Genomic DNA, 11,311 nt, shown 5'->3' on the forward strand with positions numbered 1-11,311 from the left:
TAAGGGCGGAACCCTAAGTGGCCGTTACCGCAGCAATGAATATGTACACCAGGAAGAAAATGCTCGGCCGTCAGTTGCCATCGCTGGCAAGTCGGATCGCCGCACCGCAGCTTCTACAGGTATCGGTGTTCCCCGGAATTCCGTGAAGAACCTTTTTTTTACCTCGATTTTTCCTTGCCGGAGTTTTTGTCAGAATGTTTGCTCGCTGGTTGCCCGCCGCCATCAATACCCGCCCCACCGAATGGAGCCGCGCCGCCATCGGCATGGCCTTGGGGACACTGATGAGCGTGTGGCTCTGTAGCCAGGTGTTCGGCATTGAGGTGGCCCAGCACCTGATCGGCCCGCTGGGGGCGTCGGCGGTGCTGCTGTTTGCCGTGTCTTCGGGCGCGCTCGCCCAACCCTGGTCGATTCTGGGCGGCTACTTGTGCGCCGGGGTGATCGCCTTGCTGGTGGCCCATGTGTTGGGCCGAACCCTCGGTAGCGCTTGCCTGGCGGCGGGCATGGCGTTGATTCTGATGTGCTGGCTGCGGTGCCTGCATCCACCGGCCGGTGCATTGGCCCTGACCCTGGTGCTGGCCGATCCGGCGACCATTGCCATGGACTGGAGAGCCATTGGACCGGTGATGCTCAGCGCGGCGACGATGCTGCTCTGCGCCCTGGCCTACAACAACCTGACCCGCGTTCGTTACCCCAAGAGTGCCAGCGAGCCGGTGGCCAGGATTCCTGCCGATCACCCGCCGGTCGACCGTCAGGCCATCACCGCCGAAGACCTGAAACTGGCGCTGGCCGACATGGAAGCGTTCTATGATGTCACGCCCGAAGACCTCGAACAGTTGATCCAGGCCAGCCAACTGCACGCCAAACGCCGTAGCGTGGCCGAGGTGTTCGCCCCGCGCCTGTAAGTCGCTGTTTTTGGAGGTTCTTTTGCCGTGGTCGGGCGGTTCTGGCATCCTGCGCCTCCATTTTCTGACCCGGCCCGCCTTCTGGCACGCAAACCACCATGACCGCCTCCGAAAAAGCCCCTTCTCCACGCAACAGCGACCTGATCTACGGCCTCGATGACCGTCCGCACCTGACCGCCACCGTCTTCGCCGCCCTTGTTGTGCCTGCAAGGCACCAGTTTCTCGTTCATCAGTGTGACTCTCAGTGCCGGCTTCATGGTCAAGGCCCGGGGCGGCGGCACCGATGAAATTCTCTCGACCATCTTCGGCGTGTGTTTTTTTGCCGCGTTCATTGATTTCCGTCGGCATGGGCCTGGGCGTGGCCGCCGTGCCGGAAGTCTTGCGTGAACTGCCCAGGCCCTGCACAACATTTTCGAATCGCCCATCACCGTCGGCGCGCTGTGCGCTATCGTTCTTAATATCTTCCTGCCCGAGGAATTCATCGAACTGGAAGAGGACGAACTCGATCCGGAGGCCTCAGTGCTTCAGGTGATGCAGAACCCCGATGTGACCACCAGGGATGAACCCGCAAAGCCTGCGATGTTCGCACAGTCGAACCACTAGACGGGCTCAAGGGCTGAGCCGCTGGCGGTTCAGCCCTATTCAGATGAGAGCACGTCCATGCGCAGCCTCAACGCGGTCCTGATTTCCCTCCTGCTCTGCCTGAGCGCTTGTTCTTCTCTGCCCAATCGAGACCCATTGAAAATCAACGTCGTGGGCGTCGAGCCCCTGCAAGGCGAGGGCTTGGAAGTGCGCTTTGCCGTGAAAATCCGCGTGCAAAACCCCAATGACACCACCCTCACCTACAGTGGCGTTGCTTTGGATCTGGACATCAACGGCCAACCCTTCGCTTCCGGCGTCACCGATGAGAGGGGCACGATCGGGCGTTTTTCCGACGTCGTCGTGAGCGTACCAGTCAGCGTTTCGGCGTTTTCGATGGTCCGCCAGACCTATGGCATCAGCCAAATGAAAACGCTCAACAACATGCCTTATATCCTGCACGGCAAGCTCTCGGGTGGCCTGTTCAACACCATGCGCTTCGTGGACAGTGGCACGCTCAATCTGCCGGGATCGACCACTGGCAGCCGTTAACAGCCTGCGAAGAAATGACCGTTGCGCCGCTGAACCTACTCGGTGTCATTGAGAATCAGGCTGCGGTAATGCCCAGGATTCGACCCCGACCACTTGCGAAACGCCTTGTAGAACGAACTGACGTCAGCGAACCCCAGCCGCGTGGCGATCTCGCTGAAGCTGATCGCCGGCTCGGCCAGCCAGACAATCGCCAGCTCCTTGCGCACGCTGTCCTTGAGACCCTGATAGGTTTGCCCTTCTTCGGCCAGTCGGCGGCGCAGGGTTGATGCCGACATGCACAAGCGTTGTGCCAGGACTTCGGTTTCCGGCCAGTGTTCGGCCGGCAGATGGCGTAGATCGTGTTTGATGCGACTGGCCAGGCTCTGCGGATCGCGGTACTTGACCAGAATGTTCGCCGGCGCATGGGCCAGGAATCGCTTGAGTTCTTCAGGGCTGCGCTTGATCGGCAAGTCCAGACAATCGGCGGAGAAAATCATCCGCGTGCGCGGACGGTCGAAACGCAGGTTCTCGGAAAACATCACCTGATAGTCATCGCAGAAATCCGGTTTCGCACAGCGCAGTTCGATGGCCAGGATTGGAATCCGCCGCCCTGCCAGCCAGCACGCAACGCCGTGCACGATCATCCAGTAGGTGAAATAGGTGAAGGCCCGGCGCGGGTCTTTGTCGTCCTCCAGCAGGACGATTTCCGCCAGGCTTTGCTGACGCACCAACTGTGCCGGCAGGTGTTCGAGGATCAATGACAGAAACCCCAGGCCGCTGGACAGTCCCGCCGCCACGTTGGGCTGGTGCATGGCGCTGCGACACAGAAAGGCAAAGCTGCCGGATTTCAGTTTGCGTGGGTCCATGCCAAAAAACTCATCGTCCCCGCGCCGTGCCAGCAGCCGCCACAGGCGCGCATAAGCCGTGGCCGGAACGCGGGCGCCGGTGTTGCCCAACAGCAGCGGGTCGATGCCAACCTTGATCAACACCTCGTCCGTGGCGATTCCCGGCGCGCAGCTTTGCAACAGTGCTTCACGCACCAGTTGGATGGAGATGGTGTCTTTTTCCGACATGGATCGCGGCAAGCCCTGTTCTTGTTCGAGTGGGGGGCATATTAGCTGAAAGCACCCGCCTGGCGCTGATCCCTGTGGGAGCGAGCTTGGTCCGGGCGGCGTTCCGACGATGGCTGCTTGGCGGGCGATATGGATTTTTGAGGGTGTACATATCCATTGCTGCGGTCGCGGCCACTTACGGTTCCGCCCTGACGGCGGGTCACTTTGGAAAAGCGCCAAAGTAACCAAAACGCTTTGCCCCTGACATTCGGTGCCTCGCCTAGGCTCGGCATGCCCTCGCTCCGGTCCTGCTCCGTGGGCCCGCCGCGATCGGCCATCCATGGCCCAGAGCGTGTAAAAACGCTTCGCCAAAATTGAAGTGTGCGCGTCTACGTTAAATCTGAAATTTATCGGCACGTCAGTAGATGTGGATTTCGCGTAGAAGCGCGATTTCCAGTCCGGTTTTGAGTACCTGTCGCGCTGAAAAACGTTTTCACACAGCCTCGGCCGTACGCGGCTAACCCGAGGCGGCCTGCCGGCCGGCCTGGTTCTGATGCGTGCGCATTTCCCTGTAGGAGCTGTCGAGTGCAACGAGGCTGCGATCTTTTGGCTTTATTACTGACAAACAAGATCAAAAGATCGCAGCCTTCGGCAGCTCCTACGCAGTGATACATCCGCGAAATCAGGTCGGCTGGCAGGCCGCCATCGCGAGCAGGTCGGAGCAAGCCCACAGGGTTTCACGTCGATCACAGCACTGTGTTTCGACGCTGATTTTGTGGGAGCGGCGGTGCGACGATTCGACTTGCCCGCGAAGGCGTCAATCGCCACAGGCTGCGATCTTTTTCAGAGGATGCGATAGAGCAACCGCTCGATCCGCACACGACTCACGCGCTTGAGGAACTTGGCCACGCCCGCCGGGTACTCGGCAAGGGTTTCCAGGTTCTGGAAGTGCTCGATACGCCGAGTGTGCTGGAAGATCTCCGTCAGCTCTTTACGACGCGGCTCCAGCAGTTCGCCATGGGGATCATCGATCAACAAGGCATTTTCCAGATCGAGTCGAAACGCCCGCGGGTTGAGGTTGTTGCCGGTCAGCAAGGTATAGCGCCGGTCGATCCACATGCCCTTGAGGTGATAGGTGTTGTCACCATCACGCCACAGGTGCAGGTTCAACTGCCCACTGTCGATGTTGCGCTGATGGCGCTTGGCAAACCGGCGCAAGCTGATTTCGTACAGGTACGGCAGCGCAGAAATGACCCGGAACGGTTCGCTCGGCGGAATGTAGAAATCGTTGGCGGTCTTGTCGCCGACCACAATGTCGATCTTCACCCCACGGGCCAGTGCGCGGTTGATCTCGCGGATGATCGCCAGCGGCAGGTTGAAGTACGGTGTGCAAATGGTCAGTTGCTGCTGGGCGCTGGCGATCAGTTCGCAGATCACCCGGTTCAGCGGATTGTTCTTGCCGACGCCGAGCAAGGGGCTGACAGACAAACCGGTCCGGTCGGTGGTGCCCCGCGTGGTGTCGTAGGCCGCGTGCTTGAGGCGGCTGCGCAGGTCGCCGATGTCATTGCGCAGGCTGCGGGTGGTCGGCAGATTCGGCAGGTCGAGGCGGTGCACCGCCTTGGACGCCACCAGGCCGTGCTGCACCAGATGCTGCATCGAATCGGCCAGTTCACGATTGTGCAGCAGGTGATAGCGGTCGTAGCGGTACTTGTCGAACTTGTGCAGATAGACGTTGTTCAGGCTCGCGCCGCTGTAGATCACGCAGTCATCGATCACGAAACCTTTCAGGTGCAACACGCCGAACAGTTCGCGGGTTTGTACCGGAACGCCGTAGACCGGCACAACACTTTCGTGGGTGCGGGTCATTTCCTGATACCAGGCGGAGTTGCCCGGTTGCTTGCCGGCACCGATCAGGCCGCGCTGGGCGCGCAGCCAGTCGACGACGACCACCACGTCCAGTTCCGGACGTGCCAGCTTGGCCGCGTGCAAGGCATCGAGAATTTCCTGGCCGGCTTCATCCTGTTGCAGGTACAGCGCAACGATGTAAATGCGCCGGGTCGCGCTGGCGATTTTCTCCAACAGGCAATGACGGAACTCTGCAGCGCCGGAGAGAACGCTAACGGCATCGGCCGCCAGCGGAAAACTGCGCAACTTGGGCAGCAGGGAGCGTTTGAAAAGCGACGGCATAGGGCTCGCAATTGGGTCGAATCCGAAGAACCCGAGAGCTTACACCATGCAAAGGTTCGGGTCTTGTTACCGTCTGTAATGTCCCCTTCGCGAGCAGGCTCGCTCCTACATTGAAATGCATTCTCCTGTGGGAGCGAGCCTGCTCGCGAAGACCATTTATCAGGCACTACAAAAACACCTATTGACCATGGAGAACGATCATTCTACTGTTAGCCACATGAACGAAATCACCAGCAATGACACACGCGACATCATTCTGGATGTCACCGAGAAGTTGATCTACAAAAGTGGCATTGCCGCCACTGGCATGGATCTTCTGGTGAAAACCGCCGGTGTCTCCAGAAAAAGCATCTACCGCTACTTCGTCAACAAGGACGAACTGGTGGTGGCCGCCCTGCAACGCCGCGACCAGCGTTGGATGCACTGGTACAGAGGCGCAGTCGGCCAGGCACAAACCCCGGCCGAGCGACTGCTCAACCTGTTTACCGTACTCAAGTCCTGGTTCGCCTCCGACGGTTTCCGCGGCTGCGCTTTCATCAACACCAGTGGCGAAACCGGCGACCCACAAGACCCGGTGCGCCTGGTCGCCAAAGAGCATAAACAGAAGCTGCTCGACTACGTGTGCGAGCTGTGTACCGAATATGGTGCCGAGGATCCGCAGACGCTGGCCAGACAACTGCTGATCCTGATCGATGGTGCCATTACCGTGGCGCTTGTAATGGGTGATCACAGTGCCGCCGATAATGCGCAATGCATGGCGCGAAAGTTATTGGACCTGTAGCAACTCAATCAAGCTCGACACAATGTTTGAACTTTAACTTGATACGGAGACTTGAAATGTCTGATGCCGAAGTTCGTCCGCCACTACCCCCTTTCACCCGTGAATCGGCGATTGAAAAAGTTCGCCTGGCTGAAGACGGCTGGAACTCGCGCGACCCCGAGCGCGTGTCCCTGGCCTACACCCTGGACACTCAATGGCGCAACCGCGCCGAGTTCGCCCACAACCGCGAAGAAGCCAAAGCTTTCCTGACCCGCAAATGGGCCAGGGAACTGGATTATCGGCTGATCAAGGAACTCTGGGCCTTTACCGACAACCGCATCGCCGTGCGTTATGCCTATGAATGGCATGACGACTCGGGCAACTGGTTCCGCTCCTACGGCAACGAAAACTGGGAGTTCAACGAGGATGGCCTGATGGCCCACCGCTTCGCCAGCATCAACGACATGCCGATCAAGGAAAGCGAGCGCAAGTTCCACTGGCCGCTGGGGCGTCGTCCTGACGGTCATCCGGGGCTGTCGGATCTGGGCCTGTAGTTTGAATTCGCACTAATCCCTGTGGGAGCGAGCTTGCTCGCGATAGCAATCTAACATTCAACATCATTGTTGAATTTGATGACGCCATCGCGAGCAAGCTCGCTCCCACAGTTTTTGTGTTGTTCACAAAGCATCACGCAAAGGTTACAGGTAACATGTCGCCCCTTCCCCGCAGCCCTTTCTGCACCCGCCGAATAAGCCGAGCCCATGCCTTTCGAACTCAGCGTTGACCTCTCCACCCTGGCCATCCTGGCCCTTGTCGCTTTTGTTGCCGGTTTCATCGACGCCATCGCCGGTGGCGGTGGCCTGTTGACCACCCCGGCCTTGCTGACTGCCGGCCTGCCGCCGCACCTGGTGCTGGGCACCAACAAACTCAGCTCGACCTTCGGCTCGGCGGTTGCCAGTTTCACCTTCTACCGCCGCAAGCTGTTCCACCCCGCGCAATGGGTACACGCCATCATCGGTACCCTGGTCGGCGCGCTGACCGGTGCCGTGGTCGCGCACTACCTGCCGGCGGAGTGGCTGAACAAAATGCTGCCGGTGATCGTTTTCGCCTGTGGCGTTTATCTTTTGTTTGGCGGCACGCCGAAAGCGCCAGTGGACAGCGATGCACCGATCAAGAAAAAGTGGCAGTCGACCCAGGGCTTCAGCCTCGGCTTCTATGACGGCGTGGCCGGTCCCGGCACGGGCGCGTTCTGGACCGTCAGCAGCCTGCTGCTCTACCCCGTCGACCTGGTGAAGGCCAGCGGCGTGGCGCGCAGCATGAACTTCGTCAGCAACGCGGCAGCGCTGTCGATCTTCATCTTTTCCGGTCAGGTGGACTGGATCATCGGCCTGTGCATGGGCTCGTCGTTGATGGTCGGCGCGTTCCTTGGTGCCCGCACCGCCATCAGCGGCGGTGCGAAATTCATTCGCCCGGTGTTCATCACCGTGGTGCTGGGCCTGACCGTGCGCCTAGCCTGGCAGCACTGGTTCAGCGTGGCCTAAACGCCGCGCCACATAGAGGTCGATCAGGTAACGGGCAATCGAGCGTGACGCCGGCAACGGCGGCAGCTCGTGTACGTTGAACCACTGGGCGTCCTCGATCTCGTCTTCCTGACAGACGATCTCGCCGCCGGCGTATTCGGCATGAAAGCCGAGCATCATCGAGTGCGGGAACGGCCAGCACTGGCTGCCCATGTACTGGATGTTCCGGACCTCGATGCTCACCTCTTCGCGAACCTCGCGAATCAGGCAGTCCTCGGCCGATTCGCCCGGTTCGGCAAACCCGGCCAGGGTGCTGTAGACCCCCGGCACAAAACGCGGCGAACGCCCCAGCAGAATCTCGTCGCCGCGGGTCACCAGCACGATCATGCTCGGCGAAATCCGCGGGTAATAGCGCAAGTCACACGGCTCGCAGTACATCGCCCGCTCACGCACCACCTGATGGGTCGCCTGCCCACAATTGCCGCAAAAACGATGCTCGCGGGCCCAGGTGCCGATCTGTGCGGCGTAACCGAGCACCTTGTAGACCGTGTGATCGCCCTCCAGCATGAACGCCCGCAGGCCTTTCCAGTTGCAGCCCGGCACTTCGCTTTGACTGCGCAGCTCCAGCAGATAGACCGGCTCGCCATCGAGATGACCGATGCCATGCTCGGCGAGAATCGACAGGTCCTGACGTTTGAGCCATTCGCGCGCGAACAGTGCGCCATTGTCATCGAACAGAAAGCCTTCGGGGCTGCGCGCAATGGCCCAGCCGCCGGGTTGATCGGTGTCCAGTACTGCGGTGGTCCAGCGAGGAATCATGGTTAATCAATCCAGAAATTCGGGTTTCTGTTTGCTCATATGGGCGGCCATGGCCACACGCAGATCGGTGGATTGCAGCATGGCGGCGTTCCAGGTAGCGATGTATTCGAGGCCGTCATCGATGCGATGGTCGCGCATGTAGCTGATCATCTCTTTGGTGCCGGTGACGGCGATCGGCGACTTGCTGGCGATTTCGCGGGCAATGCCCATGACGCCGTCGAGCAGACTGGCGTTGTCGCTGTAGACGCGATTGACCAGGCCCATGCCCCGCGCCTCGTCGGCGCCAAACGTGCGACCAGTGTAAGCCAGTTCGCGCAGCATGCCGTCACCGATGATCCGCGGCAAGCGTTGCAACGTGCCGACGTCGGCGGCCATGCCGATGTCGATTTCCTTGATCGAAAACTGTGCGTCTTCGGCGGCATAACGCATGTCGCACGCGGCAATCAGGTCGATGGCGCCACCCAGGCAGTAGCCCTGAATCGCTGCAAGCACCGGTTTGCGGCAGTTATCGACGGCATTGAACGACGCTTGCAGGGTGAGAATCTTGCGCCGCAGCAGTCGCGCATTGCGTCCGACGTCCTTGCCCAGTTCGTTGGCCACGCCAGCCAGCATCATCAGGTCGATACCCGAGGAGAAATGCTTGCCTGCGCCGCTGAGAACCACCACGCGCACTTCATCGGTGTCGTCGATCCACTGGAAGATTTCGACGATCTCGCTCCAGAACGCAGCGTTCATCGAGTTGATCTTCTCCGGGCGGTCGATCTGCACATGGGCGATTTTATCGACCAGTTCGACGTTGAACGCGCTGTACTGAGACATGCCAGTGATCCTTTTGCGGGCAAAAATGAGGCCCGAACTATAACAAGGCATCAAGGTGGGCAGTAAGGCAGCGGTTCGGCCAAATGCGGGACTCACGACGCGCACCACAATGGTGCGCGCATGCTGAATCGTGTCGCACATTTATGTGACTGCCCAGTGATTTTTTGAGGCCAAAACGCAAAAAAACATGCACTTCGTCGGGGCGATTGCACCTCGATCAGGCACGTCCGTCCCGCTACAAACCGATTGTCGAACAATTTTGCCATCCGGCCTTTACCGCTCTAAGTTCTGGCCTAGACTCATTTTCTCGAGACGAAACCGATCGGTCACAAAATGGAAAAACAGTCGAAACTTTTTCCAATCCCGATCGGTCCTCTGACAAGAAGGTGCGTTGCGACTGGTGCAATCTTTGCAACGGCTCATTCAACCCTTTTGCTTCGACGCATTGGGCAGCGCTTGCTCACTGATGCGTAGCGCATTTGCGCCGGCCACGGGAATTGGCCATGGAACACCGTTTGCCAGACCTAAGAATTAGATCAACAACACGGGAGATTCATATGATCAGTACGGCTTTGGAAATACAGGGAGAGCGTGCTCATCAGGTCGGCGAATCGAGCGCCGTAACTGCCGCAAACACCCAACCCGTCAGCGTTCCTGGCACCCGGACCCTGACCCCGGCAGCCAACCGGAATCCGAACCGTAAAAAAGTCTTGTTCGTCACCTCGGAAATCGCCGACCTGGTGAAAACAGGTGGTCTGGGCGACGTTTCCGCGGCGCTGCCACGGGCCATGGCCCATCTGCACGATGTACGGGTGTTGATCCCCGGTTACCCGCAGGTGCTGCACAGCGAGAACCCCATCCATATCATCGGTGAGCTCGGCGGTCATGCTGCGTTGCCACCGTGCAAGATCGGGCGCATGGACATGCCCGACGGTCTGGTCATTTACGTACTGATCTGCCCCGAACTCTACGAGCGCGAAGGTTCGCCCTACGGCGCCAACAACGGCCGCGACTGGCCGGACAACCATATCCGTTTCGCCCGCCTGGGCCTGGCGGCGGCCGATATTGCCGCCAACCTCGCGCAAATCCACTGGTGCCCGGACCTGGTGCACGCCCACGACTGGCCGGCCGGCCTGGCCCCTGCTTATATGCACTGGCGTGGACAGCGCACACCCACCCTGTTCACCATCCACAACCTGGCGTACCAGGGCGTAACCAGCCTGGGGTCGTGCCCCGAACTGGGCATCCCCCATCACGCGCTGCAACAGGAAGGCATGGAGTTCTACGGCAAGATGTCGTTCCTCAAGGCCGGCATGGCCTATTCGAGCCACATCACCACGGTCAGTGCGACCTACGCCCAGGAAATCACCACCCCGGATTTCGGCTGCGGTCTCGACGGTTTCCTCGCCGCCAAGACCCAGCAAGGCCTGCTCAGCGGGATTCCCAACGGCATCGATGAAAGCTGGGATGCGGCGACCGATCCGCACCTGTTCTGCCCGTTCAACATTGGCGACTGGGATGGCAAGGCCGTGAACGCCGCTCATGTGCGCGAGCTGTTCGGCCTGGAAGATTCCGAAGGCCCGCTGTTTGCCGTGGTCTCGCGGCTGGTTTATCAGAAAGGCCTGGACCTCACCGAGGCGGTCTCTGAATACATCGTCAAATCCGGTGGCCAGATCGCGATCATCGGCCGTGGCGAGCCGGAAGAAGAACAGTCGATGCGCGAACTGGCCCTGCGTTTCCCCGGGCAGATAGGCGTGCGCATCGGCTTCAACGAAACCGACGCCCGGCGCATGTTCGCCGGCAGCGACTTCCTGCTGATGCCTTCGCGGTACGAGCCGTGCGGCCTGAGCCAGATGTACGCCCAGCGCTTCGGCTCGTTGCCGGTGGCACGCAATACCGGTGGCCTGGCCGACACCATCGAGAACGGCGTGACCGGTTTCCTGTTCGATGAATCCACGGTGCAGAGCTATCAGGAAGCCCTGAGTCGCGCATTCAAGGTATTCGCCTTTCCCGACCTGCTGCACGCCATGCGCTGCCGGGCCATGGCCGCGCCGTTCAACTGGTGCAAGGCGGTCGAACCCTACGCCGAACTCTATGAACAGCTTGTGGCGAAAGCATTGGGGAAATCGAACAAACAGTAAG

General features: G+C 59.9%; 11 protein-coding genes and 1 pseudogene. 8 read left to right on the forward strand and 4 right to left on the reverse strand.

Annotated elements, in window-relative coordinates; genetic code table 11:
* The first annotated feature begins 194 nt into the window (after positions 1-194).
* From AC1DKH_RS21760 to AC1DKH_RS21775, 4 genes and pseudogenes are all read left to right on the forward strand, one after another.
* Positions 195-902, forward strand: coding sequence for an HPP family protein (locus AC1DKH_RS21760; RefSeq protein WP_477799256.1), 708 nt, complete (start codon positions 195-197; stop codon positions 900-902).
* 195 nt (positions 903-1,097) lie between these two features.
* Positions 1,098-1,289, forward strand: a complete 192-nt coding sequence (locus AC1DKH_RS21765; RefSeq protein WP_477799318.1) for a hypothetical protein — start codon at positions 1,098-1,100, stop codon at positions 1,287-1,289.
* Positions 1,237-1,505 (forward strand): annotated as a pseudogene (locus AC1DKH_RS21770) (xanthine permease XanP); the annotation flags it as partial. The gene AC1DKH_RS21765 and the pseudogene AC1DKH_RS21770, both read left to right, overlap by 53 nt.
* 57 nt (positions 1,506-1,562) lie before the next feature.
* On the forward strand, positions 1,563-2,033 hold the full coding sequence (locus tag AC1DKH_RS21775; protein ID WP_477799257.1) for an LEA/WHy family protein: 471 nt from the start codon (positions 1,563-1,565) through the stop codon (positions 2,031-2,033).
* Between the two features lie 35 nt (positions 2,034-2,068).
* Here AC1DKH_RS21775 and AC1DKH_RS21780 read toward each other — a convergent pair whose 3' ends face one another.
* Together AC1DKH_RS21780 and pssA are read right to left on the reverse strand one after the other, a co-directional pair.
* The gene (locus AC1DKH_RS21780; RefSeq protein ID WP_477753668.1) at positions 2,069-3,085 is read right to left on the reverse strand and encodes an AraC family transcriptional regulator; all 1,017 of its coding nucleotides are present in this window, start codon (positions 3,083-3,085) and stop codon (positions 2,069-2,071) included.
* 822 nt (positions 3,086-3,907) lie between these two features.
* A complete protein-coding gene (gene pssA, locus AC1DKH_RS21785) occupies positions 3,908-5,251 on the reverse strand; it encodes a CDP-diacylglycerol--serine O-phosphatidyltransferase (RefSeq protein ID WP_477754412.1) in 1,344 nt (447 codons plus the stop codon).
* A gap of 217 nt (positions 5,252-5,468) precedes the next feature.
* Between pssA and AC1DKH_RS21790 the strand changes: the two genes are divergently transcribed.
* The 3 genes from AC1DKH_RS21790 (at position 5,469) to AC1DKH_RS21800 (ending at position 7,552) form a co-directional block, all read left to right on the forward strand.
* Positions 5,469-6,032 carry a TetR/AcrR family transcriptional regulator gene (locus AC1DKH_RS21790; RefSeq protein ID WP_477799258.1) on the forward strand — a complete coding sequence of 188 codons (564 nt, stop codon included), beginning with the start codon at positions 5,469-5,471 and terminating at the stop codon, positions 6,030-6,032.
* A gap of 56 nt (positions 6,033-6,088) precedes the next feature.
* Positions 6,089-6,565, forward strand: coding sequence for a nuclear transport factor 2 family protein (locus tag AC1DKH_RS21795; protein WP_477799259.1), 477 nt, complete (start codon positions 6,089-6,091; stop codon positions 6,563-6,565).
* A 207-nt stretch (positions 6,566-6,772) separates the two neighbouring features.
* A complete protein-coding gene (locus AC1DKH_RS21800) occupies positions 6,773-7,552 on the forward strand; it encodes a TSUP family transporter (protein WP_477764176.1) in 780 nt (259 codons plus the stop codon).
* Here AC1DKH_RS21800 and nudC read toward each other — a convergent pair.
* A complete protein-coding gene (gene nudC / locus AC1DKH_RS21805; RefSeq protein ID WP_477764175.1) occupies positions 7,520-8,350 on the reverse strand; it encodes an NAD(+) diphosphatase in 831 nt (276 codons plus the stop codon). The genes AC1DKH_RS21800 and nudC overlap by 33 nt on opposite strands.
* Before the next feature lie 6 nt (positions 8,351-8,356).
* Positions 8,357-9,169 (reverse strand): crotonase/enoyl-CoA hydratase family protein, encoded by an 813-nt coding sequence (locus tag AC1DKH_RS21810; protein WP_477799260.1) that lies wholly within the window; start codon positions 9,167-9,169, stop codon positions 8,357-8,359.
* 557 nt (positions 9,170-9,726) lie between these two features.
* On the opposite strand from AC1DKH_RS21810, the gene glgA reads away from it, so the two are divergent.
* Complete coding sequence (glgA, locus tag AC1DKH_RS21815) at positions 9,727-11,310, forward strand: glycogen synthase GlgA (RefSeq protein WP_477799261.1); 1,584 nt, start codon at positions 9,727-9,729, stop codon at positions 11,308-11,310.
* The last annotated feature ends 1 nt before the right edge of the window (position 11,311 follow it).

This window comes from Pseudomonas sp. 05L36 (genome assembly GCF_056398125.1).

Coding starts and splice junctions, on each gene's coding strand:
- pssA (WP_477754412.1), bottom strand. CDS start 5,251: ATGCCGTCGCTTTTCAAACGCTCCCTGCTGCCCAAGTTGCGCAGTTTT.
- AC1DKH_RS21810 (WP_477799260.1), bottom strand. CDS start 9,169: ATGTCTCAGTACAGCGCGTTCAACGTCGAACTGGTCGATAAAATCGCC.
- AC1DKH_RS21775 (WP_477799257.1), top strand. CDS start 1,563: ATGCGCAGCCTCAACGCGGTCCTGATTTCCCTCCTGCTCTGCCTGAGC.
- AC1DKH_RS21790 (WP_477799258.1), top strand. CDS start 5,469: ATGAACGAAATCACCAGCAATGACACACGCGACATCATTCTGGATGTC.
- AC1DKH_RS21780 (WP_477753668.1), bottom strand. CDS start 3,085: ATGTCGGAAAAAGACACCATCTCCATCCAACTGGTGCGTGAAGCACTG.
- AC1DKH_RS21800 (WP_477764176.1), top strand. CDS start 6,773: ATGCCTTTCGAACTCAGCGTTGACCTCTCCACCCTGGCCATCCTGGCC.
- AC1DKH_RS21795 (WP_477799259.1), top strand. CDS start 6,089: ATGTCTGATGCCGAAGTTCGTCCGCCACTACCCCCTTTCACCCGTGAA.
- nudC (WP_477764175.1), bottom strand. CDS start 8,350: ATGATTCCTCGCTGGACCACCGCAGTACTGGACACCGATCAACCCGGC.
- AC1DKH_RS21760 (WP_477799256.1), top strand. CDS start 195: ATGTTTGCTCGCTGGTTGCCCGCCGCCATCAATACCCGCCCCACCGAA.
- glgA (WP_477799261.1), top strand. CDS start 9,727: ATGATCAGTACGGCTTTGGAAATACAGGGAGAGCGTGCTCATCAGGTC.